We start from the raw sequence: 25,602 nt of genomic DNA, 5'->3' as shown, positions 1-25,602 counted from the left end.
TCCCCGACAGACTGCTTGGGGCTGCTGCGCAGCCCAACGCGGGGCAAGCCCGCTCGCCACAGCGGGGTTATGTCGTCTGGTTGGACGTCAGCGCGGCATGCTCGGCCAATTCCTGCTGGATAAACGCCGCAATCATCGCGCGATACACCTGCTCAGTGACCTCAGGGTTGGCTCCCACCGCCTCGGACAAACCCCGCACCTTGGCAATCACCTGTTCAACCCGTTGCGGCGCCTTGACGCCGTCGGCGTCTTTTTTGAAGCGTGCCGCCTGGGAGACGTAATGGCCGCGCTCGGCCAGCAGGGTGACGATGTGTTGGTCGAGGCGGTCGATGTTTGCGCGGACTTCTTCGAGGGTGGTGCAGTTAACGGCCATGTTGATGAAACTCCTGAGGTGGGCAATGCGATGCGCCTGAATGTACACGAGCCAAATGTGGGAGCGGGCTTGCTCGCGAATGCGGTGGTTCATTCAATACATCATCGCCTGACCGAGCGCCATCGCGGGCAAGCCCGCTCCCACCTTTGAACTGCGGCGGTCGCAGGATTCAGACCGGACATAAACCAGTGTGGGAGCTGGCTTGCCTGCGATGGCGGTGGGGCAGTCAGCCTGGTTGTTACTGATACACCGCTTTCGCGAGCAAGCCCGCTCCCACCTTTGAACTGCGGCGGGCAAGGTGTTCAGGCCAGGCACAAAACCAGTGTGGGAGCTGGCTGGCCTGCGATGGTGGTGTGGCAGTCAGTATGGTTGTTACTGATACACCGCTTTCGCGAGCAAGCCCGCTCCCACCTTTGAACTGCGGCGGGCAAGGGATTCAGGCCAGGCACAAACCGGTGTGGGAGTTGGCTTGCCTGGGATGGCGGTGGGGCAGTCAGCCTGGTTGTTACTGATACACCGCATTCGCGAGCAAGCCCGCTCCCACATTTGAGCTACGGCGGGCAAGGTGTTCAGGCCAGGCACAAAACCAGTGTGGGAGCTGGCTTGCCTGCGATGGCGGTGGGGCGGTCAGTCTGGTTGTTACTGATACACCGCTTTCGCGGGCAAGCCCGCTCCCACCTTTGAACTGCGGCGGGCAAGGGATTCAGGTGAGGCACAAACCGGCGTGGGAGCTGGCTTGCCTGCGATGGCGGTGGGGCGGTCAGTCTGGTTGTTACTGATATACCGCCATCGCGGGCAAGCCCGCTCCCACATTTGAACTGCGGCGGTCGCAGGATTCAGGCAAGGCACAAACCGGTGTGGGAGCTGGCTTGCCTGCGATGGCGGTGGGGCGGTCAGTCTGGTTGTTACTGATACACCGCTATCGCGGGCAAGCCCGCTCCCACAGTGGGTCTTCGCCCGGTCTCACAGGTCAGTAGTGATACCACTTCACTTCAAGCATCACTTCATTCACGGGGGTGGACAGGTGGCTGTACTCGCGCTGGGCGCTCAGGCGCAGGCCCAGGTTGCGCGACAATTCCCACTGCTGGTTCAAGCTGACACTGCGCCGCACTTCGCCATTGGTGAAGAAATCCCCTTTGGCTTCCAGGCTCAAATTCCCCAGCGGGTTTTTCCACAGCACGCCGGTGTTGAATCCGGCAGCCGGGGAGATGGCTTCGCTGAAGTCGTTGTTGTGTTCCACGCGCACGGTGCCGAGGGCGAAGCCGAGCATGTCGTCGGTGAGTTGCCAGGTGCCGCCGGCGCCGCCGTTGACGTGGGCCACGAGGGTTTCATCGTCGTGTTTGCCTGGCACGCGCTCCAGGCCGCCAGTCACTTGCCATGACCACGGTTGCAACAGGGCGTTGCGCGGGGTCAGGGAGCGGATGGTCGCCAGGTCCAGTTGCTGCAGTTGCCAGTGGTTGCCTTCGTACTGGCGCAGTTTCATCTGCAGGATTTCAATCTGCGCGCCCAGCGGGAAGCCTTCGGCGTTGTCGTTGAGGTCGTGGTAGGCCATGCGCAGCCCGTATTCGCCGAAGGTCTTGCTGCCACGGGTGCCGATGCCAGCCTGCCAGGTGCGGGACTCATGGCCGTCTTCCGGCAGGCCGGGACGTTCGACTTTCAGGTCTGGCGCCGGGTTCTGGTTGATCGCGCGCAGCAGCTCGAAACTGCGTTGCGAGCGTTCGGTGTCGCGCTCAAGACCATTGGCGCGGTAGCGGCCCAGGCGATAGGCGGCGTCGATGATCAGCGCCTGGCGGTCGCGGGGCAGCGCCTTGAAGGCGGGCTCCTGCAGCTGCTTCTGGTCGTCGCTGATGTTCAATACCCATTGCTGCTCATCACTATCAAGCGGCTTGGCACGTTCGAGCAGTTCGCGTTCACGGGACGGGCGATAGTCGATTTTCTCTACCAGGCCAGCCTCTTTCACCGCCTTGACGGTGTCGGTGGGGATCGCCGTCAGCGGGAATTGCTCGGTCAGGCGCAGGCTTGGGCGCGCCACTTGCAGCAGCTCCAGCAGGCGATACGAGCAGTTTTCGTCGAAAAAGAAATAGTCGAACTGGATCTGCTTGAGCTCCCATACGTGCCGGACCATGCGTTCGGTCTCGACTTGGGTAAGGTTCAGGCGGTATTCCCACAGATCACGGTTCTCGAGGCTACGGTACTCCGAGAGCTTTTCCTGGTAGGGCACCAACGCAAACAGGCCCGGATAGCCGCCCATCAGGCCTTTCCAGGCGTAGAGAATGCTGTTGTCGGAGCCTTCGATGTAGGCGCCGAAGTTGATCGCGTAGCTGAGCAGCGCGGTCTTGTCTCTTTGCACGTCAGCCTGGTCGATGCGCAGCAACGTGTGGCCGAACATCGACGACGGGCTGTTGAGGTAGGCCGCCGGGAAGATCATCACCGCGCTGTGGGGCGCGACGTCCTTGAACCACTGGGTGAATTCTTTGCACTCCAGGGTAGGCAAGTCGGTCAGCTGCAACTGTTCCTTGAGCCAGCGCGTACGTGCCGGGTAAACGCATTGGGCGTGTTTTTCGCCGAGGCTGGCCGGGGCGTACAGCGCCTCTACGGTCGCCTTGAGTTCCTGGTCCGGATGGTGGGCGCCATCAGGGGCGAGGAAGAATTTCTTGTCGCTGACATAACTGCGCCAGCCCTTGAGCTTGCCGGCTTCATAATGGCCCAGAGATAGCCAGAACGGATCGTTGGCCAATTGCTGCAAACGTTGATCATCAATATGCGGGGCCGCATACAGCGGGGCGCAGGCGAAGAGTGCCAACCAGGCAAAGCGTTTGAGCATAGGGGCAACTTAAGTCGGAAATAGTGAGACCCAAAGGGGAGGCGGGTCCAAAATAAAACCCGCGCCTCGAAAGGCGTGGGCGGGTCGGGCTTAAGCCTGGGTAGCGTATTTTGCCAGGCGGGCATCGCTTTTCAGTACAGCCAGGGTGTTGTTGTGCACGTCATCGGCGGTCACGTCAGCTTTGCTGAAGATCTGCTGGAAGTGCTCGTGGGTCACGGCCGCGAAGTGATCGCGATCTTCCGGTGCAACGCCCAGTACCACCGCGTAGGTGGTCAGTGCTTCGCCGTTGCCTTTGGCCATGTCTTCGGACAGCTCGTTCATCATGCCATTCATGGCAATCCAGGACTTGCCGCCGTAGGTCAGGGCGCTGTTGGTGCTGCAACCGTTGGTGCCCGAGGTCATGCCGAAGGTGGCGTTACCCGAGGTGCCGTTGGTGGTGGAAGCGAGGAAGTGAGCTGGAGTACCGCGCTGGCCTTCAAACAACATGTTGCCCCAACCGCAGTTCGGGCCACCTGGTGCTTCTGCCATTGCATTGAGGGAGACGACGGTGAAGAGAGTACCAAGAAGGATCCGTTTCATAGCTTTGTTCTCTTTGTGTGCAAACCAATGGACAAGGGTTCAGGCGCGTCGCAGCGCCCTAGGGGCCAGTTATTAGTCCAACCCGCGCAGTTTGGAGTTTAGGCACGTTCCTGGGGTTCCGTTATTTTTTATAAAACAATCGGAGTGATTGCGCACCGTTGTCGCGATTTTTTTGTAGGACGCCTCCCGTGTCTACGCTTTCCCACAGGCGCGCCTTGCCAGAGCGCGCAACCGAGAGCCAGAATGCCGTCATCTGCCCCGCCTGATGTAAGGAAGCCCGATGCCTGATCCTGTTGCTGCCAGCTTGCGTCTAGCGCCTGAAGCGCTGACTCGCCCTTTCTCCGCTGAACAGTTCAGCTTCTCGACCACCAATGATTTGGAGCCCTTTCGCGGTGTGCTTGGCCAGGAACGCGCAGTTGAAGCGTTGCAGTTCGGTGTGGCGATGCCACGCCCCGGTTACAACGTGTTTGTCATGGGCGAGCCCGGTACCGGCCGCTTTTCGTTCGTCAAACGCTACCTGAAAGCTGAAGGCAAACGTCTGCAGACCCCGTCGGACTGGGTCTACGTCAATAATTTTGATGAGCCGCGTGAGCCACGCGCCCTGGAATTGCCGGGCGGCGGCGCAGCGGCGTTCATCGCCGATATCAACGCTCTGGTCGACAACCTGGTCGCCACTTTCCCGGCGGTGTTCGAACACCCCACCTATCAACAGCGCAAAAGCGCCATCGACCGTGCCTTCAACCAGCGCTACGACAAGGCTCTGGACGTGATCGAGCGTCTGGCCCTTGAAAAGGACGTGGCGCTGTACCGCGACAGCACCAACATCGCGTTCACGCCGATGCTTGATGGCAAGGCGCTGGACGAGGCCGAGTTTTCGCAGCTGCCGGAAGCTGATCGTGAGCGCTTCCACACAGATATTTCCGAGCTGGAAGAGCGCCTCAACGAAGAGTTGGCCAGCCTGCCGCAGTGGAAACGTGAGTCCAACAACCAACTGCGCCAATTCAACGAAGAAACCATCACCCTGGCCCTGCAGCCTTTGCTGGCGCCGCTGTCCGAAAAGTACGCAGAAAACGCAGCGGTGTGCGGCTACTTGCAAGCCATGCAGGTGTACCTGCTCAAAACCGTGGTCGAGCAACTGGTGGATGATGCCAAGACCGACGCCCAGGCCCGCAAGCTGCTCGAAGAGCAATACTGCCCCAGCCTGGTGGTCGGCCACCCGGTCAATGGCGGCGCGCCGGTGGTGTTCGAGCCGCACCCGACCTACGACAACCTGTTTGGCCGTATCGAATACAGCACCGACCAGGGCGCGCTCTACACCACGTATCGCCAGTTGCGCCCGGGCGCCTTGCACCGTGCCAATGGCGGTTTCCTGATTCTGGAAGCCGAAAAAATGCTCGGCGAGCCGTTTGTGTGGGACGCGCTCAAGCGCTCCCTGCAGTCGCGCAAGCTGAAGATGGAATCGCCGCTGGGCGAGCTGGGCCGCCTGGCCACGGTAACCCTCAACCCGCAGATGATTCCGTTGCAGGTCAAAGTCATCATTATCGGTTCGCGCCAGCTGTACTACGCGCTGCAGGACGCCGATCCGGACTTCCAGGAGATGTTCCGCGTCCTGGTGGATTTCGACGAAGACATCCCGATGGTCGACGAAAGCCTGGAGCAGTTTGCCCAGTTGCTTAAAACCCGCACCTCGGAAGAAGGCATGGCACCGTTGACGTCGGACGCGGTGGCGCGGCTGGCGACTTACAGCGCCCGTCTGGCTGAACATCAGGGGCGGTTGTCGGCGCGCATTGGTGACTTGTTCCAGCTGGTCAGTGAGGCGGATTTCATTCGCCACCTGGCGGGCGACGAGATGACTGACGCGGGGCATATCGAACGCGCGCTCAAGGCCAAGGCCACGCGTACCGGGCGGGTGTCGGCGCGGATTCTCGACGACATGCTTGCCGGCGTGATCCTGATCGACACCGCCGGTGCGGCGGTCGGCAAGTGCAACGGGCTGACGGTGCTGGAGGTCGGCGATTCGGCGTTCGGCGTGCCGGCGCGGATTTCCGCCACGGTGTACCCCGGCGGCAGCGGTATTGTCGACATCGAGCGCGAAGTTAACCTCGGCCAGCCGATTCACTCCAAGGGCGTGATGATTCTCACCGGTTACCTGGGCAGCCGTTATGCACAGGAATTCCCGCTGGCGATCTCGGCGAGTATCGCGCTGGAGCAGTCCTACGGTTATGTGGACGGCGACAGTGCCTCGCTGGGCGAGGCGTGCACCCTGATTTCGGCGCTGTCGAAGACGCCGCTCAAGCAGTGCTTTGCCATCACCGGCTCGATCAACCAGTTTGGTGAGGTGCAGGCGGTGGGCGGGGTCAACGAGAAAATCGAAGGCTTCTTCCGCCTCTGCGAAGCGCGCGGGTTGACCGGTGAGCAGGGCGCGATCATCCCGCAGGCCAACGTGGCTACGCTGATGCTTGACGAGAAGGTGCTGCAGGCCGTCCGCGACGGGCAATTCCACATCTACGCCGTGCGTCAGGCGGACGAGGCGTTGAGCTTGTTGGTCGGTGAGCCTGCCGGTGAGCCGGACGAGGAGGGCCAATTCCCTGAAGGCACCGTGAATGCGCGCGTGGTAGAGCGTTTGCGCGCGATTGCCGAGATGATCAGCGAAGACGACTTGAAAGAGGCAGAGAAGGAGCTGGCGCAGCAGGCGTTGGCGGAAGCCAAACCCACCTGATTGTTGTCAGCACGCGGTAAATGTGCGAGCGGGCTTGCTCGCGAAGGCGGTGGATCAGTCAGTATCAATGTGTCTGACAGACCGCCTTCGCGAGCAAGCCCGCTCCCACATTTGATCAGCGGTGTATCGACCAACTTGGTAAATTCGCCACTAAATTGACTCCATCCTCAGGCACCAACGCCCGTTGGTCCCTACAAGCTTGGTTTGTACTGGTTTTCTTCTATTCTCACTTCAAGGGATATCCACAGGAGTCGCTGGACAGAGACAGCCTTGCCCTGCGCGAGGTTGAACACCGATCTACCGAGGGTCGCCGCCATGCCGCGCAACCTTTGCCTTACCCGCCAATGCCTGGGCCTGGTCACCCGTATCGAATGCTCCATTCGCCCTCTCGCCGGGGATAACGGGATGTGGACGCTGTTGTTTGCTGCCGGAATGACCGGCGAACAGCCTTCCACCATCAAGTCTCAAGGCCCGTTTCATGGGCCCTTCGTGGCAGAAACCATTCTGGGATCGATCGTCGAAAGCTTGACGCTGCACGGCTACGAGCTGGCGGACGACCCGCAGATCTGGTGCCTGCACCTGCAGGCACATCTGCGGCAACTCAATGGCGGGCGAGCCCAGACGCTCAGTGATATTCGCCACTGAGCGTTTATTTGCTGTCGGGCTTGTCCAGTTTGACCTCAAAGCCGTATTGCACGGTGTCGAGGTCGGTGCGCTGGTAGCTTTCCAGGCTGGTCGGCTGGCCGTAGAAATAGTGCACGTCAAACAACGCTGTGCCGTATTCCTCGGCACGGTGGCTGACGCCGAGAATTTCCTTCAGGTAGTTGCCGCTTGCGTCCTTGGCGTAGAAGCGCCAGCTGTCGGCGGGAAATTCCTTTTGATCGACAATCAATGCGTTGTCCTTGAGCGACAGGCCCTTGGGCAGCTTGGCAACGTCGATCGTGGCTTTCTCGATGGTGGCGAGAAACAGCGGAATCGAGCCCACCACAAACGCCGGGGTTTCCGGGAACAGGTTGAGATCGTAGGTGAGCGTGCCGGTGGCGGCGTTCAGCTCGAAGGCCTCGGCCGGCAGCTCGATGGGCTCGCCGCGTTGACCTTTGTCGTCCGCCGCAAAGAAGGTGATGGGCGCGTCGCTGTTGTTGCGATCGGCACCGACCAGGTCGTCATTGAAGGTGAACGGGTGGTCAAAGACAATCTTCGCAGCGCTGGCGTCTTCGGTTGATTTGCTGATCGTCACGCTGTTTTTCAGCTGGTCTTCCGTCATTGCCGCGTCTTTGAGCCAGCTGGCAGCGCTGTCGTCGTACACGGTGACCGGCATCGGCAAGGCTTGCACGGTCTTTTGCAGGCTGTTCTTGTCAAAACGCAGCACCGGCAGGTCGAGGTCCTTGCGGGTGACGGTGGCCTTGGAAAAATCCAGGACGTCGACCTGCAGGGTGTCGATCAGGCCATTGAAATACACCTTGGCGTAATGGCTGCTTTGTTTGTGCTCGAAGGCTTTTTGCTCGTCCGTCAGCTGCTTTTCAAAGGCCTCCGACCAGGCTTTCTGCTTTTGCATCTCGGCCAGTTGTTTCTCGTAAAACGCCACTTGCGCGGCATTTTCGTTGATCGAGCCTGAGCGGGTGAGAAATTGCCCGGTGCCGTCGCGCGCCTGCACCAGCAATGGGTTTGGCGATTCGTCGCCGACTTCCGGCGCCAGGGGCTCGCTGTTGGTCAGCTCGATCTCGGCGTAGTTTTTCTCAAGCAGCAGCAGGTTGAGGGTGATGTTGCCCTCGGTGCGTTTGTGGCCCACGTCTTTTTTCGACAAATCGAAGGTCAGCACTTTGCCCGGCGCCATCACCTCGACCGCGCCCTTGAGACTGACGGGCTGCGGCTGGCTCTTGTTCTCGGTCTCTACGCCCTCGATAAACGGGTAAGTCACCGTCAAGTCATCGGGGTTGGTCAGGTTGGAGCTGCTCGGGCTGAGCTGGATACCCGGATCGGTTTCCGACCATTCGGGCTGAAAGGGAATGACCTTGTTGTTGCTCAACGTCACCGACTGCCATTCAAGGCCGTGGGGGAAAGGGAATTGGTCCGGGGTGTTGAAGTTGAAGGGGAACACCGGCTGCAAATCGGTCAGGTAGTCGGAATGCGAGGCTTTGCGCAGCACGAACAGGCCATTGATATAGGTGTCCACCAAGGCCTGGGGCGTGGGGTAGTGCTTGAGCAGGGCCAGGGTGTCTTCGCCGTATTCGGCTTCGATGGGCTTGTTGGCGAGCTTGACCCGCGCCCGCTCCAGCAACAGCAGCGAGCCACCAAGGTCGGCGATGGCGTCTCTGAGCTTGGGGTCTTGAATGCTGTCCAGCGATTGTTCGAACTTCGCGGTTTTCTCTTCGAGGGTGGCCTGCTTCTGCTCTTCTTTGGGCGAGCAGCCGCCAGCCATCAGCAACACCGCACACAGGCCGAAAGTGGCCAAAGGGGATCGCACATCCATTATTCGAGTCTTCCTGTTCGTCAGCATCGAGCCGATTTGATGGGCTCGACACTAGCAGAAAAATTCTCTTACAGATGCCGCTCAGGTCAGTTTTCTCGCGGTTACAGGTGTTTGGTAGCGGCTGGTATACTCGCGGCCATTTTTAGCCAGGCTGTGTGAGATTCAATGGAACGCTTTATCGAAAATGCCATGTACGCCTCGCGATGGCTGCTGGCGCCGATTTATTTCGGCTTGTCCCTGGGGTTGCTGGCGCTGGCGCTGAAGTTCTTCCAGGAAGTGATTCACCTGCTGCCGAGCGTGTTCTCGATGGCCGAGTCCGACCTGATCCTGGTGCTGCTGTCGTTGATCGACATGGCCCTGGTCGGCGGCTTGCTGGTGATGGTGATGATTTCCGGCTACGAGAACTTCGTCTCGCAGCTGGATATCGATGAGAGCAAGGAAAAGCTCAACTGGCTGGGCACCATGGACTCTTCATCGCTGAAGATGAAAGTGGCGGCGTCTATCGTGGCGATCTCGTCCATCCACCTGCTGCGTATCTTCATGGACGCCAAGAACGTCGATCCGCAGCATTTGATGTGGTACGTGATCATCCACATGACCTTTGTGATCTCGGCGTTCGCCATGGGTTACCTGGACAAGCTCACCAAGCACTGATGCCCCGCGCCAGCCTTACTGCTCGACGAAGTAGTAAGGCTGACGGTTGATCGAGATTTCCTTGATCACCGTGACCTTCTCGGCCAGTTGCTCCGTGCGGTCCAGCAACGCGATGTTGCCGGGCTTGGCCGTGAGATAGCTGCGCAGCTCAGCTTCGGTTTGCAGGATCGGCAAGTAGGCCTGCAGATAGAACACGCTGGCCCCGGCGATACGTTCGTTGGGCTGGAACAGCACCACGTCCTTGCCTTGGGCCTGGTAGGCCTGAACCTCACTGATGACGGGCACAAACGACTGGCGCACGTCGGCTTTGGGCGCAAACCAGAACGCCGCCGCCAGGTAACAGGCTATCGCCAGGGTGAACACGCCACCGATCACGCCTCGGTGGACGCGGTACAGCGCCGGTTTGTTGGCTTTGAGCCACGCCAACAATACCCCTGCGTATTCCGCCGCCAGTACGGCGGCGGCAGGCGTGAGTGCCATCAGGTAAACCACGCGCTTGCTCGAAGCCAGGGTCAGCAGGGTGAACTGCGCCACCAGCCACACGCTGAAAAACAGCCGGTAGCGGTTACGCACCAGGCTTTTGCGAAAGTGCCACAGGCCCAGGTACACCAGGATGTTCCACGGCAGGAAGGCTTCGGGCAGTTTGGCGATGTAGTAGTAGAAGGGCTCATAGTGCCCGGCCTCGACAAACGATCCGCTGAAACGCCCGACGCTGTTGGTCCACAGCACTTCGGCCACAGCCTGCATGCCGCCGCGCTGGAACAGGAAGCTCAACCAGATGAGCAACGGCACCAGGGCCAGCAGCGTGAACAGCGCCGGCTTGAGCCAGTCGCCAATGCGCAGACGCTTATCCATCACGCTGGTGCTGGCCAGGTACACAAAGATCACGATGCCCGGCATCGCCAGGCCCAGTACACCTTTGCTCAGGGTCGCGATGACCATGCCGACGGTGAACAACGCCCAGGCCCACGTACTTGAACCTTCGCGATCCGGCCGCACAGCTTGGTAGAACGCCAGCAGCGCGGTGGTCACGCCGAGGTTGAGCAGCGAGTCTTCCCCCACGCCCCGCACGTTGCCCCAGTAACTGGCCATGGTTGCCAGAATCAGCGCCGCGCAGAATGCCATTGGCTTGGGCCGTCCAAACTTGCGCAGCATCGCGTAAAACAGCATCACGCTGAACAGGCCGGCAAATGCCGACGCCAGGCGCACGGCCCACGTCGTGCCGCCGAACAGACGAATGGCGCCGGCGTCCAGCCATAGGCTCAGGGGCGGTTTTTCCAGGAAGGGTTCGCGGAACAGGCGCGGGATGACCCAGTCATTGTCCAGGTGCATGGCCATGGCGATCCCGGCGACGCGGGCTTCGGTGGAGCCTTGCAGCTCATGGCCACCCAGGGCAAAGAAGAACAACAAACCAGCGAGAAGGAGCAGCAGAGGAGCGGGACGCGTCATGGTTTCTGGCTACCGGAGCAAGGGACCGTTCGGGGGAACGGCCGTGGCGATCGGCTAGTATCTGCCAGCACTTCTGAACATTTCATGAATGAGTGTCAGTTTTTTGTAAGGCTGGCCGACGTGCAACTCAGGGCAGTTTCAAGCTTGGCACGGCTGCCTTGCCTTGCGCTGTGAGTACCGGCTCCAACTGCTCCCAGGTGAAAGACAAGTCATTGTCGCAGCCGTCTCCCGTGGCCGGTGTGGAGAGTTGCAGGCCTTGGGTGTTGAAGCTCAGGTCAAAGGAGGAATAGCGGTTGATGGCCGGGCAGCCTTCGTCAGTGGTGGTTTGCTTGGCCAGCCAGCGGCTGAATGCGCTGGGCAGCTTGATTTGGCCGGAGTACGGGCTGTCCCATTCTTCGCGCCCACCCAGCCAGGTCCACGGGTCTACGCTGTCGCCGGTTTGCAGGTTCCAGCTGTGCAAACCCCAACTGATGCCGCCGCGACCGTAACCGGCTGTCCAGCGGTAAAACCGCACGGTGATCCACTGCGACGACCAGTAGAAGGGCTCTACGGTGATTTCACTGGTTGAGGTGCTGCCGCTCTGATCCAGCGCGTTGCGCCGCTCGCGGTAGAAGTCTGCCTGGCCCTCGGGGCTGATTGCCAGGCGCGCCAGGTCGCGGTTGATCTTCTCGATCGCCGGCCCGTCGCCTTCGAGTTTCAAAGTGACCTGCCCGCCCTGGGTTTTCACTTGGTAGGCGTGCTCGCCGAACGTCTTCTTCTCGACCGTTACCGCCGGCGGCACCGCCTCGAGCGGGTTGTTATAGGTGTCGCTGGCGCAGCTGTCCGAATCCGCCCGCTTGAGCGCCAATGCCAGGCTTTTACCGCCCAGTGTTTTACTCCAGGTTCCCGTCAGCGTGTCGCCTTGCGGTTCGTCCAGTTGCCAGAAACCGGTATTGCCCTCTTCGGCCCACGGCTCGCTGGCGTTGGCTTGCGTCAGCTGGATGGGGCTGAGGATGCGCTGGTAGTAATAACTGCCATTGGCCCCGTGAGCCCCGTTGAAACAGGCCGTAATGGAGGACGTGCCCAGCGTGCCTTTCCAGACACCTGCCAGGTCGGCAGCAGAGGCGAGCAACGGCGCGCAGGCGAGCGTGAGGACAGCGAGAGGCTTGAGCACGGGTATCGGACTTCCGGTTGTCTGATAAAGGCCGTCAGGGTAATGGGAAGTGTGAGGGGTTTCCAGAGGGCGAGGCGTTGTGAGGCGGCTCGCCCTTTTGACGTCGCTTAGGGCTGAGGCGTGTGGCTGGGGAAGGGGTGGGTGCTCAACACACGGTCGATGAGTAGCTCGCCCAAAACGGTCAATTGCTGAGCGGCCAGCAGCGTGTGGCGATGCGAGCCTTCAAGCTTGAAGGCCAGGTCTGTGGTCATGGCGTTCAGGGAGGCGAGGGTTTCGCTGGCTTGGATCAGCAGGGTTTCGGGATCGACGCCTTCAGTAATTGTGAAGAGCGTTGTTGGAGGATTGGGGGTGATTTTTTTCATGGCGCAAACTCCTTGATTGATGGAGTCGCCAGACATCGCTGCTAAACGAAAAGGGTGGCGACTGTACGCGGGTTAGCAGACCAGGAATCAAGGAACCCGGCGCACCCGAAAGTGCCCCACGCACAGCCGCCATAAGCAGTCCAGCGGATGCTGGACAGGTGGTGGCGTTGCAGGCCTTGATATTAACCGAGCTGCTAAACCCGGTCGCTGATTTTGCAGCGACTGGGGGAGGTTAGCGGGGAGGGGAAAGCGCGGCCAGTTCACCAACAGCGCGACATATCGAAGGAAAAATCCGAAGGCCCGCCGGCTGGACTTTCCATCCTCCAGAAACAACAAAAACCCGCACTGGGCGGGTTCTGTTGATGCGTCGAATGGGTAAATACCCACTGCAATACCGTGCGAAATGGCATTTCACTTGAGCACCCACAGACACACTCGCCATCAGTCAACGCTATCGTCAGCTACGTGGGGTTTGGAGTGCGTGGTAACCATAGTCGGCCCGAGCCTGGCGCAACGGCACGCCTGCCTCGATAGCCGCGCGGATATGCTCTTCGGCCTGGTGGACTTCTTCGGCCACCGTCAGCACTTCGCTCAGCGACCCGGCCGGAATCACCACCAGGCCATCGCCATCGCCGCGCAACCAATCATCCGGTTGTACCCGCACGCCGCCCAGCGTCACGGGCGCCTGGATCGCCTCAACACGCACCCGATCCTTGCCGGTGCGCATCCAGTTACCCCGGGAAAAGATCGGGTAATCAAGCTCCAGCGCACGGTCGACATCGCGGCAGATACCGTCAATCACCGTCCCGGCCAACTGCTTACGGGCGGCGGTAGAGGTCAGCAAGTCGCCCCACACGGTGGTGTCGAGCCGCGCCTTGTTGTCGATCACCACCACCTGGCCGGCCTCAAGGTCGTCGATGTAGTCCCCCACCGAACCGCCATCCCGGCCAATAGGGCCGTAGCGCAGGGTCCAGGCTTTGCCGGTGAGATTGAACGTGCGATCCAGGGGCATGATGTCGGTGCACTGGCAAACGATTTTCAGGCGGTCCATCGCATCGCTGAGGTCGGTGCAACTCAGGGCGTTCAGACGGGTAAAAATAGAGGTTTGCATGGTGTGGCCTTCCTTGTGTCCGATAGGTTAAAGCACGCTGGCGGCGTTACTGAATGCATGGATCTTGTCGACGATCTGGCGCGATGCCGCCCTGATTGCCGTGGTGGTATTGCCGGCGATATGCGGCGTCAATTGCGCGCAGGGAATGCCGGTCAGTGGCGACTCGAACCGGTCCTTTTCCAGTGCAAAGGTATCGATGGCGACCGCCTTGATATGCTTGGGAAACCGGCGCATGAAGGCTGCCAGCTGGTGTTCGTCGACGATCCCGCCGCGTGCGGTATTGATCAGGATTGAACCTGGGCGCATCTGCCGGAACTCGGCAGTGCCGAACAAGCCTCGGGTCAGCGTGGTGAGCGGAACGTGGATCGAAACGATGTGCGCCTCGGCCAGTAACTGCGCAAGGTTTGCTCGTCGCTCAAGCTCAAGGCTGTGTGCCACCTGTTCGGTGAAGCGCTCCGACCCGGTGGCGATCACCTTGATGCCCAGCGCCGCCGCCTTGCGTGCCACCTGCCGGGCAATGCTACCGGTGCCCACCAGCCCAAGCGTGAGTTCGGCGTATTCGGGGGTAGGTGCCAAGGTGCCTTTTGCCCAATGGCCGTTGTGGGTTTGGGCGTTGTAGTAATCCAGGTCGCGAGACAGAAACAGCGTCTGGGCCACGACGTACTCGGCAACAGCGGCCGCGTTGGAACCTGGCGTGTTGAGTATCGCCACGCCGCGCTGCTCGCACTCAAGCCGATCAATATGATTAACCCCGGTGCCGGCCTGGGCAATAGCGCGCAGTGGCGTGGCCAACGCGGGCGAGCTGGCGGCGCGGATCAGGCTGGCGCCCAGGGGGATGTTCAAGCGCGTCTTGAACACGCTGTAACCCCCGGCCCGACTCACGGCGGCAATAAAGGCAGGCTCGTCGTGGCAGTTGATCTCGGCATATTGAATGCGCGTGGTGTAGTGCTGCCGGATGCGCTCTTTGTCTGCGAAATAGTGCAGGTTGAGGGTGACGGCCATGCCCAGCTCAAGAGAGCGATCAACTTCCTCAAACAGTAACGGTGGGCCGGGGGCATCGAGTATCAGGGTAGTAAATGCCATACAGTTGATCCTCTTGGAGGGTAGCGCCTGCCGATACCCAGGTTGCCCTGGGTATCGGGGCTGATCACCAGGTGAAATGGTGGGCGCTGATGGGATCGACCAGACCTGCATCGGTACTCACGGCCGCGAGGAACCCGCTGTAGAAATCATTCAGCGATGAAGACTGGATGAACTCGGGATTGCTCTTGGCGTAGATAAGAAACAACCGATAGATTCTCAGGTTCTTTTCCTTGCGGTAGACCTCTGCCTTGAGGCTAGGCCACAGGTTGAGCAAGCTGCCTTGTCCAGATACGACAGCGTATCGATTTCGGCGTAGATCCTCAGGCAGGCGCGAGTGTGCGGGGTTTGCGAAGCATCATCCGTGTTTGCCTTGAGTGCGTGCTCCAATGCTCGCCATAGAACGTCATGCAGTACGCGGGTTGGTATGGCCGATTGAGGTGCGAGCTGACGTGTTTTCCAGTATGGAGTTGATCACATGATTCATGGCTTCAAGCCTCGATAATTACAAATCCCTTATTTGCATTGCGCCAAACAGGCACAAGCAAATCATCAATGTCCTAGGCTTAACCCACTGCGTCGTAACGAACGGGACTCACCTGTTCGCCGACAGAAAGGCCCTTTGTCGGTACCGAAAAACGGCAAAAGTTGAAACAACTTGTTACATCTTTGAGCAATAAAGCATGTCCCCGTTTTCCCGACAAAAGACCTTTTTGGAATAAACGGCATCAAAAAAATGATAGGGAGCTATTCAATATTGTTGGATGAAGTTCTGATTTTGAGCGCCGATATTTTCTTAAGCGTCTGTTTTTTCGAGATGAAAAAAAGCTAGAAGAAAAAATAGCCAGAAAAGCGTCGGTGCAACGGCGAGGTATTTTTTAGAGGGAGATGAAAATTTTCATGAGGCGAACAGCCGGTCCCGGCTCCCATACACGAGCCTTTATATGATCCAAATGAACTCTCGGAGGTTAGATACACCCGTTGGCGCTTTGAACCTCGTCTTTAACGATATGTGCCAGCGCGACTTCGATCAGCTCCGGATCCCACCCATGCTCATTCAGGACGGTGCTGGTCATGAAGCGCACGCGGTGGCTGACCAAGCGGTCCTGAAAACCCATGCGGTTCAACGCCATGCTGGCGGTCTGGCTATTGGCGACCATCGGGGCATTCACTTCTGATAAGGGCGTTGATTTCATGCTCGGACATACACGCAGCGTGAGTGAGCACCAGATGTCTTCGGCATATGCGGGAGTGACGGAATCCCTCTTCAATTACGCGGTGGCCACGTTCTCGAACGTATATTGCGTGCCCGCTCGTTTAGCTTCCTGTAGCTCATCGCGTTGAGCTTTGGGGCCGATACCCTGCGCAAACAGCTCTCTGGCCTCAACGGTTTTCTTCCTGGCTTGCGCAAGAAAAACCTCGGGGTATGAGCCGAGTGCCATGTTGATTCGATTCTTGGTGACGTGCATCGAGCGATTGACTCTGACACGCAGCTGAAACCCGTCGCCATCGGTGAGGACGTCTTCCTTGTCTCTCGGTTTGATTGCCTCGAGCTGGCGGTCGGAGAGGCGGGTGGTTTGAGCGCACATGAGAAGTACTCCATGACACTTTTTGGTCTTCCCAGGATTAGCCCTAGGTAGCCGGTAATACCATTGGGAATACCAAACTGCCTGGAGCTCAAAAAACCTGGAAAGCCTCCAGCAGCCCTGAAACCCCAGTATTCACTGGATTTCAGGCACAAAAAAAGACGTCCGTGGACGTCTTTAGATGATGAATTGGTGGAGCCGGGGGGATTTGAACCCCCGTCCGCCAGTACTCCGCTGTCGGTACTACATGCGTAGCCGTATCTATTAAGTTAACCCTCAGCGACCCGAAGGGCAGGGTGCTTTGGGCGAGTTGTGTAAGTTTTAGCCGCTTCGTCCACAACGTACTGCACGGCGATTCTGTTCTATATGACAATCACTTTGGGTTTACAGACATCCCCTGGTGATTGCTGGACCCGAAGGTACCAGAAGCTCAGGTCTAAGGCTGCTTACGCAGCGATAGCGAATTCCTGGCCGTAGTTTTCGTCATTGGCAACTATAAGAAGTTGCAACAGTGGATTTACGAGTTCTGTTACCAACTCGGCATGCACCTAAAGTTTCGCGACCGGCGTCGAATCCTAAACGGCCCCGTACTTGTAACTCGTTGTTTCATAGTGAGTGACAAGCCTGTGCAGTGTACGCCAAACCGTCACAGAAGGCCAACCCGAAGGTTGACCTCTGCGGCTGGCGTGGTTACTGATTGCCGCCTTTGTCGCTGTTCTGCAGGTCTTGCAGGGCTTTGGAGGTGATCTCGATGCACTTCTTGTCATCACCGGCCGCGTGCGCGGCTTTGGCTTGGGAGACAGCGGTATCGATTTCGCCTTTTTTGCCACTGGTATCGGTTGCGAGCAGGGCTTGGCCGTTATTGATTTTGTCCAGGTTGATTTTGCACAGATCAGGCTCACCGGCAGCAAAAACAGGGGAGGCCATCATCGCAGCGGTAATGAACAAGCCAGCAAGAGCGGAACGCTTCATAGGGTATCTCCTTGCGAAAAAGGGCTCGACGCTGCTGGCGTTCAGAGGCGGCCAGCGACATCACTGTTAAGCCTCGTACGCCGAGGCCTATTCAAATGACTACGCAGACGCACAGGCGTTCGGTTTAGTGGCTATTTAATGCACTCGAGCTTGCGTTACCCGGTCCACCAAGTACACCAACCCGTGATAATCAATGCCTCCATGCTGGCTCAGGCCGATCTCGCAGGTGCGGCTGGTGGAAATGCCTTCGCTGCAATGTTGCACCGCGTCCTTGAGCGATCGCAGTGAGTGGGCGTTGAGCTCGGGCGTGGTAAAGCCTTTGTCGCCGGCGAAACCGCAGCAATGGATGCCTTCCGGGATCACCACGTTTTTTGAGCAGCGTCGCGCGAGATCAATCAACGCCTGGCTCTCGCCCAGGTGCTGAGTGCTGCAGGTGACGTGCACAGCGATGGGCGCCTCCTGCGGCGTGAAGTCGAGACGGTCCATCAGGTGGGTGCGGATAAAACGCACCGGGTCGTAGAGGTCCAGGCGTGTTTCGCCCAGGTCTTGTACCAGGCGCAGGGTGCAGGGGCTGGTGTCGCAATAGATCGGGTCGAGGCCGCCGCGGCTGGCGTGGAGCAGGGCGCCGATCAGTTCCTGACGTTTGTGCTCAGCCTGTTCGGCATAGCCTTTGGAGGCGAATGGCTGGCCGCAGCACAGGCTGTCCTGATTGTCGGGGAAGACTACTTGGTAACCGGCTTTTTCCAGCAGCCCACGGGTCTTGTCGTACAGCGACATCTGCTCTTTATCGCCAGCCGCTGGGCCCATGGCGCGTGAGACGCAGGCTGCCAGGTAGACCACGCGCGGCCGCTCATCCGTCACGGCCGGACTGAAGCGAATGGCTTTTTCCGGCTGTGGCATGGCGCTGCTCCACTGCGGGATTTGCCCCTTGGACAGCTTGGTTACCGTTGCTGACAGTTTGGCCAGGCGCGGCGCGCCCAAGAGCATGCGCGCGCCATTGGCGACATGCAGGGTAAAACGCGCACCTTGCAGTGCCGTGGCGAAATGGCTGGCGAGCCATTCGGCGGTTTTCTGACTGTCGGCGTCACGGGCGCGCAGCTTTTTCACCAGGTCGCCGGTATTGATGCCTACAGGGCAGCGTTGAGCGCATAACCCGGTGGCGGCGCAGGTGTCGATGCCCTGGTAGTGGTAAGCCGCTTCCAACTCGGTGGTGTCTGCACCCGCGCGCTTTTTCGCCTGGATATCGCGCCAGATCACGATGCGCTGGCGCGGGCTCAAGGTCAGGCCCTTCGAGGGGCATACCGGCTCGCAGAATCCGCACTCGATGCACTTATCCACAATCTCGTCGGCCGCAGGCAATGGCTTGAGGTGTTTAAGGTGAATGTGTGGGTCTTCGCTGAGCACCACGTCGGGGTTGAGAATGCCGTTGGGGTCGAGCAAGCGTTTGAGCTGCCACATCAATTGATACGCATCGCTGCCCCATTCGAGTTCAACGAACGGCGCCATATTGCGGCCAGTGCCGTGTTCGGCTTTCAGCGAGCCACCGAACTCGACTGCTACCAGTTGCGCGACGTCGTCCATGAACGCTTTATAACGTGCGATTTCTTCAGTGCTGTTGAAGCCTTGGGTGAACACAAAGTGCAGATTACCTTCCAGGGCATGTCCGAAAAGGATGGCTTCGTCGTAGTGATGTTTGTCGAACAACTCGATCAAGCGGTTCACGCCGATGGCCAGTTGCTCGACCGGGAAGGTCACGTCTTCGATGATTACGGTGGTGCCGGTTTTACGCACAGCACCGACGGCGGGGAAGGTGTCTTTGCGGATGGCCCACAGCCGTGCGTTCTCAACCGGGTCTTCGGTGAAGTCGACCTGTTTTTCCACAGGGAAAGGTGCCAGGGACGCCATGATCAGCGACAGTTGCTCGTGCAGCAATGACGGCGACGCGGCGCGGGATTCGATCAGCAACGCGCAGGCATTTTCCGATAACTGCTGTACGAAAGCCGGCATGCCCGGTTTGTCCTGTACCGAACGCATGCTGCGCCGGTCCAGCAATTCGACGGCCGAGACCGGCTGGGTTTTCAGCACCGTCACCGCGTTGCAGCAGGTTTCGACATCCGGGAACACGATCAGCGCCGAAGCTTTGTTCGGGTGATCGATCACCGTGTCGTAAGTCACCGCGCTGATAAAACCCAGAGTGCCTTCGGAACCCACCAGCAAGTGGCTGAGGATATCCAGTGGCTCGTCGAAATCCACCAGGGCATTGAGTGACAGGCCGGTGGTATTTTTCAGACGGTATTTGTGGCGGATTTTGGCCGCTAACTCAGCGTTTGCCCGCGTCTCACGTCCCATCGTCGCCAGGCGTTCCAACAGCGCGCCATGTTGGTTGCGAAAGGCCGCGACGCTGGCCGCATCTTCGGTATCCAGGCGGCTGCCATCGGCCAGTACCAAGCGGATGCCAGCCAGGGTGTGATAAGTATTCTGCGCCGTACCGCAGCACATGCCGCTGGCATTGTTGGCGACGATGCCGCCAATTTTGCAGGCATTGATCGACGCGGGGTCCGGGCCAATCTTGCGTCCGAAGGGCGCAAGCCACGCATTGGCCTGCGCGCCAATCACGCCGGGTTGCAGGCGGATTTGTGTGCCTTGCCCACGAATCTCGCGACCGTTCCAGTTGTCACCCAGCACGATCAGCACCGAGTCGCTGATGGCTTGGCCTGACAGGCTGGTGCCCGCCGCGCGGAAGGTGACGGGCACGCGATCACGCTGAGCCAATTGCAGCAGTGCGACTACTTCGTCTTCCGACTCCACGCGGATCACCAGCTGTGGGATCAGTCGGTAGAAACTGGCGTCGGTGCCGAAGGCTAGCGTGGAAAGTGGATCGTCGAAGCGACGATCTTTCGGGATCAGTTGTGCGGCGTCGCTCAGAAAAGCAGCAGGCAGGCTCATCGGTCCTCCAGAAATAGCTGACGCCGGCATGAATGTCCGGCGCCGATTCTTACCCTATTACGTGCAGGTTTCAGTGCACCAGCATACCGGTGAACCAGTAGGCCTGCGCCAGCGTGATCAGCCCGACGATGGTGGCAAAAAACAGGCTGTGCTTAAGGGTAAAGCGGAACAGATCGGATTCCTTGCCTACCAGGCCGGTGGCGGCGCAGGCGACGGCGATCGACTGCGGCGAAATCATCTTGCCGGTCACGCCGCCGCTGGTATTGGCGGCGACCAACAGCACGTCGTTGACGCCGATCTGGTGGGCAGTGGTAGCTTGCAGCGAACTGAACAGGGCGTTGGACGATGTGTCGGAGCCTGTCAGGAAAACGCCCAGCCAGCCAAGGAATGGCGAGAAGAACGGGAATGCAGCACCGGTTCCGGCCAGCACCAGCGCCATGGTCGAGGACATGCCGGAGTAGTTGGTGACGAAAGCAAACGCCAGCACCATACCAATTGAGAGGATTGGCCAGCGCAGTTCGTAGAAGGTCTCTTTTAAAGTGGTAAGACCAGTTTTTACGTCGATCTTGAGTACCAGCATCGACACGAGTGCGGAGAAGAAAATCGCCGTGCCGGTGGCTGAAATGGGGTCCAGTTTGAACACGGCTGGAATCGCCGTTGGGGCGGTGACGATCGGGGCGACCTTGATCACCAACTGGTCCAGGTGCGGGATCGCGAAGTTGAAGACCCAGCTGTACATCGAACCGCCCGCCGCGAACATTGCCTTGAAAGGTTTGAGGGTCCAAATGGTGACCAGGACGGTCAGGATCAGGAACGGCGACCAGGCTTTGAAAATCTGCCCCAGGCTGTAGGGCGAAGCGACCGTTTGGCGTGGTTGGCCGAAGCCGCCGACACTGGCGGTAACCGCGGCGCTGGATGTCGCGCCGGCAATCTGCGCGCCCGCGGTGCGCTTGGGCTGCCAAACTTTCAGGAACAAGGTCAGGGCTACCAGGCTGGCCAGCGCGGAAGTGATGTCCGGCAGCTCCGGGCCGATGAAGTTGGAGGTGAAATATTGGGTGACGGCAAAGCTCAGGCCTGCCACCAAGGCTGCCGGCCAGGTTTCACGAACGCCACGCAGGCCGTCCATCATAAACACCAGCCAGAACGGCACGAACAGCGACAGCAGGGGCAACTGGCGGCCGGTCATGGCGCCGATCTTGAATGCGTCAATGCCGGTGACCTGGCCTGCGACGATGATTGGAATGCCTAGCGCGCCGAAGGCCACCGGCGCCGTGTTAGCGATCAGGCACAGGCCGGCGGCGTACAGCGGGTTGAAACCCAGGCCGACCAGCAGTGCGGCGGTGATCGCCACTGGTGCGCCGAAACCGGCCGCGCCTTCGAGGAAGGCGCCGAAGCAAAAGCCGATCAGCAGCACTTGCAGGCGCTGGTCGTCGGTAATCGACAGAACTGAGCTGCGGATGATCTCGAACTGGCCGCTCTTGACCGTCAGTTTGTAGAGAAATACGGCTGCGACGATGATCCACGCGATAGGCCACAGGCCGTAGGCAAAGCCATAACCAGCGGCGGCCAGTGCCATGTCCACGGGCATCTGGAAGGCAAAGATAGCTACCAGGATCGACAGCCCCAAGGTGATGCTCCCGGCGACGTGGCCTTTGAGGCGAAACACGGCCAGGGCGAGGAAGAAAAATACAATTGGAATAACGGCGGCCAATGCGGACAGGCCGAGGCTGCCGAGCGGGCTGTAGAGCTGTTGCCAGGTTTGCATATGGGGTGGCCCCTGATTGTTGTTGTTAGGTCAGCTTGGATAATTGGTAATACCAATTTACAGTTGCTGTTGGCTAGAGTAAAAGCCTTGGATGGGGTGTGTCAATTTGCCGCTCGCGAAACTTTGGTCGTAGCGGGGCGGTGCAGAGGTTCTGCTCGGGTGAATTGAGGGCGTTCTGATAGGTGCCGCAAGCGCGGCGATAGGCCAGAATAGAGGGCCCGGCGAGTGGTCGGGATTGTGGAGAGTGAGTTATGGGGTTTGATCAGGTGCGTCAGCGCCGTTTGTCTGACGATATCGTCGAGCAGCTTGAGGGCATGATCCTCGAGGGCACGTTGAAGTCAGGCGAGCGCTTGCCGGCCGAGCGCGCTTTGGCTGAGCAATTTGGCGTGTCGCGCCCGTCGTTGCGCGAGGCGATCCAGAAGCTGGCGGCCAAGGGGTTGCTGGTCAGTCGCCAGGGCGGCGGCAACTATGTGGCGGACTCCCTGGGGTCGACGTTCAGCGACCCGCTGCTGCACCTGCTGGAAAACAACCCCGAGGCTCAGCGGGATTTGCTCGAGTTTCGCCAGACGCTTGAAGCGTCGTGTGCTTATTACGCCGCGCAGCGCGCCACCGAAGTGGATCGTGAGCGGCTGACCGCAGCGTTTGAGGCGTTACAGGATTGCTATACGCGCGTTGATGAGGTGAGCCGGGTGGAGGAGGGCGCGGCGGATGCGAGGTTTCATTTGGCTATCGCCGAGGCGAGCCATAATGCGGTGTTGCTGCACACCATTCGCGGATTGTTCGATCTGCTCAAGCGCAATGTGGTGACCAATATCGGTGGTATGTATCAGCAGCGCACGGAAACCCGCGACATGTTGATCAGTCAGCACCGGGATTTGTACCTGGCGATTATCGAAGGGCGGGCCGAGCAGGCGCGGGAGGTTTCAACACGCCATCTGCTGTATGTGCAGGAGGTGTTGGAGGAGGTGCGTCAGGAGGTCCAGCGCGTGGCGCGGGCGGAGCGACGTAAAGGCCTGTAGCCCGGGTGAGTCACCCAGGGCTACATCGTCACAAGGATTATTCTTCCTTGCCCTTGTTGCGAACGGCGCGATGCAGCTCTCGATTGGAATCGCGCTCGCGCTCGGTATCGCGCTTGTCGTATTCCTTTTTACCCTTGCCCAATGCGATCTCGCACTTGACCAGGTGCTTGCTCCAGTACCACGACAGGCAGATGCAGGCATAGCCCTTCTGCTGTACAGCGGCGGCGAGCTTTTCGAGTTCGCGGGCGTTGAGCAACAGCTTGCGCGTGCGCACCGGGTCAGCAATCACGTGGGTGCTCGCGGTGGTCAGCGGGGTGATATGACTGCCGAGCAGCCATGCCTCGCCATCCTTGAGCAATACGTAGCTATCGACCAGTTGCAGCTTGCTGGCGCGCAGACTTTTTACTTCCCAGCCGGCCAGGACCAGACCAGCCTCGAACCGATGTTCGATGAAGTAATCGTGTCGCGCCTTTTTATTTTGCGCGATGGTCCCTGTGGGGTGTTTCTTTTGTTTAGCCATAGGGGCGGCATTATAGGGAGTTGCGAGCGTGTCGGCTACGGTCAACCTGCGTGCTTGAGCGTGTTGGACGAATCCCGGACAATACCGGCAGTTCTTTGGTTTTTTTCTCTCGCGGATTGGGCTGTTCTTTCGCGATGTTTGCCTCAGCAGTGGAAGTAACGCTCACATGACGACGCATATTCAACGTTCGGCTTTATTGCCTTATCCGGCGCAGGCGCTCTATGACCTGGTCAACGACGTGGCGCGTTACCCGGAATTCCTGCCATGGTGCAACACCGCCGAGGTGCTGGAGAGCAGTGATGAGCACATGGTTGCCAGTGTCGGGGTGGCGAAGGGCGGCCTTAGCCAGCATTTTGTTACACGCAATGTGTTGGTCCCTGGGCAATCCATCGAAATGAATTTGCAGGAAGGGCCGTTCACTCAGCTTCATGGGGTATGGGTGTTCAAGGCGCTGACTGACAAGGCCTGCAAGATCAGCCTGGACCTGTCCTTTGATTATGCAGGGCCGATTGTGCGGGCAACGTTGGGGCCGTTGTTCAACCAGGCGGCCAATACGCTGGTGGACGCGTTCTGCCAGCGGGCCAAGCAACTGCATGGTTGAGATTGAGGTGGTGTATGCCGCCGAGGACCGCCAAGTCTTGTTGGCGGTCACGGTGCCGGCGGGCACAAGCCTGAGGGCTGCGGTGCAGGCGTCGGGTATTGCGGTGCAGTTTCCAACAGTGGTCTTGGCTGATTGCCCTTTGGGCATATTCGGCAAGGTAGTTGCGGATGCGGATATGCGCGCTGTGCAGCCGGGTGACCGTATCGAGATTTACCGGCCCTTGCTGGCAGACCCCAAGGAAGTACGCAGGCTGCGCGCAGCCAAGGCGGCGATAGCCCGGCAGAAAAACTCATAGCCCTGTTAAAAGGGCAGGCAACAAAAAGCCCGGCATGCCGGGCTTTTTATCGAGCGCCGCAAACTTACTGCGGGCCGGTGTCCAGAGGCTGAGGCGTCGGGACTGGAACGGTTTGCACGCCGTCCACGTCCTTCTGGATTTGATCCAGCAAGGAGCCTGGTTTGGCCGGTACTTCTGACTTCGGCTTTTCTGCTTCCTGCGCGGGCGCAGTCACATTGGTGCCGTTGTCCTTGCCCAGCAAGGCTTCATCGCGGCTTACGCCAGGCATGAAGTCACCGGACAAGCTGACGAGCTGGTCATTGCCATTAAAGATGACACTGACGCGTTCCTGCTGGCGTTCACCGCCACCAGGCTGGATGCTGTAGAGATAATCCCAGCGATCGGCATGAAAAGTGTCGGTCAGCAGGGGGTTGCCCATAATAAACCGTACTTGCCGTCGGGTCATTCCCGGGCGTAACTGGTCTATCATGTCCTGCGTGACGACATTGCCCTGCTGGATGTCGATTTTGTAAACCCCGGGGAATGAACAACCGGCGAGTGCGAGCAGTCCCACAAGGGTGAAACTGGTTAGCAAGAGCTTGGTGTTTTGCATCGGTGGGCGACTTCCACTATCTTGGCTGGGACAACGTAAACGCCGATCATACCCGTATTAAGAGAAGCTGCGAAGCAGCATCCGCGAGAAAGCTAACCATGGTTGAAAATAGCGAACTACGCAAAGCCGGTCTTAAAGTGACTCTGCCACGAGTCAAGATTCTACAAATGCTCGATTCTGCTGAGCAGCGCCACATGAGTGCCGAGGATGTTTACAAGGCGCTGATGGAGTCTAACGAGGACGTTGGCCTGGCCACGGTTTACCGTGTGCTGACCCAGTTTGAAGCCGCAGGGCTGGTGGTTCGTCATAATTTCGACGGCGGTCATGCGGTGTTCGAATTGGCTGACGGTGGTCATCACGACCACATGGTTGACCTGGATACCAATGAGGTTATCGAGTTCACCAGTCCGGAAATCGAGAAGCTCCAGAAGGCTATCGCCGAAGAGCATGGTTTCGATTTGGTGGACCATAATCTGGTGCTGTACATCCGTAAGAAAAAGTAAAAATCGACGCAGATTTGCTCTGCAAAACG

General features: G+C 59.2%; 22 protein-coding genes, 1 other RNA gene and 1 pseudogene. 7 read left to right on the top strand and 17 right to left on the bottom strand.

The features are described 5' to 3' along the window. Positions 1-67: 67 nt before the first annotated feature. The 3 genes from C4J83_RS26100 to C4J83_RS26090 form a co-directional block, all read right to left on the bottom strand. A complete protein-coding gene (locus tag C4J83_RS26100) occupies positions 68-373 on the bottom strand; it encodes a chorismate mutase (RefSeq protein ID WP_106579405.1) in 306 nt (101 codons plus the stop codon). Between the two features lie 970 nt (positions 374-1,343). After that, complete coding sequence (locus tag C4J83_RS26095; protein ID WP_106579282.1) at positions 1,344-3,197, bottom strand: Lnb N-terminal periplasmic domain-containing protein; 1,854 nt, start codon at positions 3,195-3,197, stop codon at positions 1,344-1,346. 90 nt (positions 3,198-3,287) lie between these two features. Further along, on the bottom strand, positions 3,288-3,776 hold the full coding sequence (locus C4J83_RS26090) for a DUF3015 domain-containing protein (protein WP_083356699.1): 489 nt from the start codon (positions 3,774-3,776) through the stop codon (positions 3,288-3,290). Positions 3,777-4,056: 280 nt separating this feature from the next. Between C4J83_RS26090 and C4J83_RS26085 the strand changes: the two genes are divergently transcribed. Next, positions 4,057-6,495, top strand: a complete 2,439-nt coding sequence (locus C4J83_RS26085) for a Lon protease family protein (RefSeq protein ID WP_106579281.1) — start codon at positions 4,057-4,059, stop codon at positions 6,493-6,495. A 315-nt stretch (positions 6,496-6,810) separates the two neighbouring features. Continuing rightward, positions 6,811-7,140: a PA4575 family protein gene (locus C4J83_RS26080; RefSeq protein WP_106579280.1), complete on the top strand. Its 330-nt coding sequence runs from the start codon at positions 6,811-6,813 to the stop codon at positions 7,138-7,140. 4 nt (positions 7,141-7,144) lie between these two features. On the opposite strand, the gene C4J83_RS26075 is transcribed toward C4J83_RS26080, so the two are convergent. Further along, on the bottom strand, positions 7,145-8,965 hold the full coding sequence (locus C4J83_RS26075) for a hypothetical protein (RefSeq protein WP_124418499.1): 1,821 nt from the start codon (positions 8,963-8,965) through the stop codon (positions 7,145-7,147). 165 nt (positions 8,966-9,130) lie between these two features. Here C4J83_RS26075 and C4J83_RS26070 point away from each other — a divergent pair, with 165 nt between their 5' ends. After that, on the top strand, positions 9,131-9,619 hold the full coding sequence (locus tag C4J83_RS26070) for a TIGR00645 family protein (RefSeq protein WP_106579278.1): 489 nt from the start codon (positions 9,131-9,133) through the stop codon (positions 9,617-9,619). Positions 9,620-9,634: 15 nt separating this feature from the next. Here the strand turns inward: C4J83_RS26070 and C4J83_RS26065 are convergent, their stop codons facing one another. From C4J83_RS26065 to C4J83_RS26015, 11 genes and pseudogenes are all read right to left on the bottom strand, one after another. Further along, on the bottom strand, positions 9,635-11,068 hold the full coding sequence (locus C4J83_RS26065) for an ArnT family glycosyltransferase (RefSeq protein WP_124418498.1): 1,434 nt from the start codon (positions 11,066-11,068) through the stop codon (positions 9,635-9,637). Positions 11,069-11,195: 127 nt separating this feature from the next. Continuing rightward, positions 11,196-12,221, bottom strand: coding sequence for a hypothetical protein (locus C4J83_RS26060; protein WP_124418497.1), 1,026 nt, complete (start codon positions 12,219-12,221; stop codon positions 11,196-11,198). Positions 12,222-12,328: 107 nt separating this feature from the next. Further along, on the bottom strand, positions 12,329-12,583 hold the full coding sequence (locus C4J83_RS26055; protein WP_119740999.1) for a DUF6124 family protein: 255 nt from the start codon (positions 12,581-12,583) through the stop codon (positions 12,329-12,331). Between the two features lie 457 nt (positions 12,584-13,040). After that, positions 13,041-13,694: an RraA family protein gene (locus tag C4J83_RS26050; RefSeq protein WP_124418496.1), complete on the bottom strand. Its 654-nt coding sequence runs from the start codon at positions 13,692-13,694 to the stop codon at positions 13,041-13,043. Between the two features lie 27 nt (positions 13,695-13,721). Next, entirely contained in the window at positions 13,722-14,777 is a 1,056-nt protein-coding gene (locus tag C4J83_RS26045) for an NAD(P)-dependent oxidoreductase (protein ID WP_124418495.1), read from the bottom strand. 64 nt (positions 14,778-14,841) lie between these two features. Then, complete coding sequence (locus tag C4J83_RS26040) at positions 14,842-15,051, bottom strand: hypothetical protein (protein ID WP_200623899.1); 210 nt, start codon at positions 15,049-15,051, stop codon at positions 14,842-14,844. Between the two features lie 706 nt (positions 15,052-15,757). Next, positions 15,758-16,363, bottom strand: a pseudogene (locus tag C4J83_RS26035) (integrase arm-type DNA-binding domain-containing protein); the annotation flags it as partial. Between the two features lie 187 nt (positions 16,364-16,550). Further along, positions 16,551-16,947: a transfer-messenger RNA gene (gene ssrA, locus C4J83_RS26030) on the bottom strand. Positions 16,948-17,050: 103 nt separating this feature from the next. Next, a complete protein-coding gene (locus C4J83_RS26025) occupies positions 17,051-17,332 on the bottom strand; it encodes a PA2433 domain-containing protein (protein WP_106579272.1) in 282 nt (93 codons plus the stop codon). Positions 17,333-17,467: 135 nt separating this feature from the next. Beyond that, positions 17,468-20,278 carry an FAD-binding and (Fe-S)-binding domain-containing protein gene (locus C4J83_RS26020; RefSeq protein ID WP_124418494.1) on the bottom strand — a complete coding sequence of 937 codons (2,811 nt, stop codon included), beginning with the start codon at positions 20,276-20,278 and terminating at the stop codon, positions 17,468-17,470. A 70-nt stretch (positions 20,279-20,348) separates the two neighbouring features. Then, positions 20,349-22,043, bottom strand: a complete 1,695-nt coding sequence (locus C4J83_RS26015; protein ID WP_124418493.1) for a lactate permease LctP family transporter — start codon at positions 22,041-22,043, stop codon at positions 20,349-20,351. A gap of 251 nt (positions 22,044-22,294) precedes the next feature. On the opposite strand from C4J83_RS26015, the gene C4J83_RS26010 reads away from it, so the two are divergent. Then, complete coding sequence (locus tag C4J83_RS26010; RefSeq protein ID WP_106579269.1) at positions 22,295-23,062, top strand: FCD domain-containing protein; 768 nt, start codon at positions 22,295-22,297, stop codon at positions 23,060-23,062. A 37-nt stretch (positions 23,063-23,099) separates the two neighbouring features. Here C4J83_RS26010 and smpB read toward each other — a convergent pair whose 3' ends face one another. Beyond that, on the bottom strand, positions 23,100-23,582 hold the full coding sequence (gene smpB / locus C4J83_RS26005) for an SsrA-binding protein SmpB (RefSeq protein ID WP_003176160.1): 483 nt from the start codon (positions 23,580-23,582) through the stop codon (positions 23,100-23,102). Between the two features lie 166 nt (positions 23,583-23,748). Here smpB and C4J83_RS26000 point away from each other — a divergent pair, with 166 nt between their 5' ends. Both C4J83_RS26000 and C4J83_RS25995 read left to right on the top strand, forming a co-directional pair. Next, positions 23,749-24,183, top strand: coding sequence for a type II toxin-antitoxin system RatA family toxin (locus tag C4J83_RS26000; protein ID WP_124418492.1), 435 nt, complete (start codon positions 23,749-23,751; stop codon positions 24,181-24,183). After that, positions 24,176-24,478, top strand: a complete 303-nt coding sequence (locus C4J83_RS25995; protein ID WP_106579267.1) for an RnfH family protein — start codon at positions 24,176-24,178, stop codon at positions 24,476-24,478. Before C4J83_RS26000 ends, C4J83_RS25995 begins: the two co-directional genes overlap by 8 nt. A 64-nt stretch (positions 24,479-24,542) precedes the next feature. Here C4J83_RS25995 and C4J83_RS25990 read toward each other — a convergent pair whose 3' ends face one another. Continuing rightward, positions 24,543-25,070, bottom strand: coding sequence for an outer membrane protein assembly factor BamE (locus C4J83_RS25990; RefSeq protein ID WP_106579266.1), 528 nt, complete (start codon positions 25,068-25,070; stop codon positions 24,543-24,545). Positions 25,071-25,168: 98 nt separating this feature from the next. On the opposite strand from C4J83_RS25990, the gene fur reads away from it, so the two are divergent. Beyond that, positions 25,169-25,573, top strand: coding sequence for a ferric iron uptake transcriptional regulator (fur, locus tag C4J83_RS25985; RefSeq protein ID WP_024077449.1), 405 nt, complete (start codon positions 25,169-25,171; stop codon positions 25,571-25,573). Positions 25,574-25,602 lie beyond the last annotated feature (29 nt).

The organism is Pseudomonas sp. LBUM920, from assembly GCF_003852315.1.
Lineage (GTDB): Bacteria > Pseudomonadota > Gammaproteobacteria > Pseudomonadales > Pseudomonadaceae > Aquipseudomonas.
The sequence above is the reverse complement of the archived record's forward strand: the minus strand, read 5'-3'. Positions and strand labels throughout refer to the sequence as shown.

What these genes read in the sequence shown, in the direction of transcription:
- C4J83_RS26100 (WP_106579405.1), bottom strand. Translation starts at nt 373, where the DNA reads ATGGCCGTTAACTGCACCACCCTCGAAGAAGTCCGCGCAAACATCGAC.
- C4J83_RS26095 (WP_106579282.1), bottom strand. Translation starts at nt 3,197, where the DNA reads ATGCTCAAACGCTTTGCCTGGTTGGCACTCTTCGCCTGCGCCCCGCTG.
- C4J83_RS26090 (WP_083356699.1), bottom strand. Translation starts at nt 3,776, where the DNA reads ATGAAACGGATCCTTCTTGGTACTCTCTTCACCGTCGTCTCCCTCAAT.
- C4J83_RS26085 (WP_106579281.1), top strand. Translation starts at nt 4,057, where the DNA reads ATGCCTGATCCTGTTGCTGCCAGCTTGCGTCTAGCGCCTGAAGCGCTG.
- C4J83_RS26080 (WP_106579280.1), top strand. Translation starts at nt 6,811, where the DNA reads ATGCCGCGCAACCTTTGCCTTACCCGCCAATGCCTGGGCCTGGTCACC.
- C4J83_RS26075 (WP_124418499.1), bottom strand. Translation starts at nt 8,965, where the DNA reads ATGGATGTGCGATCCCCTTTGGCCACTTTCGGCCTGTGTGCGGTGTTG.
- C4J83_RS26070 (WP_106579278.1), top strand. Translation starts at nt 9,131, where the DNA reads ATGGAACGCTTTATCGAAAATGCCATGTACGCCTCGCGATGGCTGCTG.
- C4J83_RS26065 (WP_124418498.1), bottom strand. Translation starts at nt 11,068, where the DNA reads ATGACGCGTCCCGCTCCTCTGCTGCTCCTTCTCGCTGGTTTGTTGTTC.
- C4J83_RS26055 (WP_119740999.1), bottom strand. Translation starts at nt 12,583, where the DNA reads ATGAAAAAAATCACCCCCAATCCTCCAACAACGCTCTTCACAATTACT.
- C4J83_RS26050 (WP_124418496.1), bottom strand. Translation starts at nt 13,694, where the DNA reads ATGCAAACCTCTATTTTTACCCGTCTGAACGCCCTGAGTTGCACCGAC.
- C4J83_RS26045 (WP_124418495.1), bottom strand. Translation starts at nt 14,777, where the DNA reads ATGGCATTTACTACCCTGATACTCGATGCCCCCGGCCCACCGTTACTG.
- C4J83_RS26025 (WP_106579272.1), bottom strand. Translation starts at nt 17,332, where the DNA reads ATGAAGCGTTCCGCTCTTGCTGGCTTGTTCATTACCGCTGCGATGATG.
- C4J83_RS26020 (WP_124418494.1), bottom strand. Translation starts at nt 20,278, where the DNA reads ATGAGCCTGCCTGCTGCTTTTCTGAGCGACGCCGCACAACTGATCCCG.
- C4J83_RS26015 (WP_124418493.1), bottom strand. Translation starts at nt 22,043, where the DNA reads ATGCAAACCTGGCAACAGCTCTACAGCCCGCTCGGCAGCCTCGGCCTG.
- C4J83_RS26010 (WP_106579269.1), top strand. Translation starts at nt 22,295, where the DNA reads ATGGGGTTTGATCAGGTGCGTCAGCGCCGTTTGTCTGACGATATCGTC.
- smpB (WP_003176160.1), bottom strand. Translation starts at nt 23,582, where the DNA reads ATGGCTAAACAAAAGAAACACCCCACAGGGACCATCGCGCAAAATAAA.
- C4J83_RS26000 (WP_124418492.1), top strand. Translation starts at nt 23,749, where the DNA reads ATGACGACGCATATTCAACGTTCGGCTTTATTGCCTTATCCGGCGCAG.
- C4J83_RS25995 (WP_106579267.1), top strand. Translation starts at nt 24,176, where the DNA reads ATGGTTGAGATTGAGGTGGTGTATGCCGCCGAGGACCGCCAAGTCTTG.
- C4J83_RS25990 (WP_106579266.1), bottom strand. Translation starts at nt 25,070, where the DNA reads ATGCAAAACACCAAGCTCTTGCTAACCAGTTTCACCCTTGTGGGACTG.
- fur (WP_024077449.1), top strand. Translation starts at nt 25,169, where the DNA reads ATGGTTGAAAATAGCGAACTACGCAAAGCCGGTCTTAAAGTGACTCTG.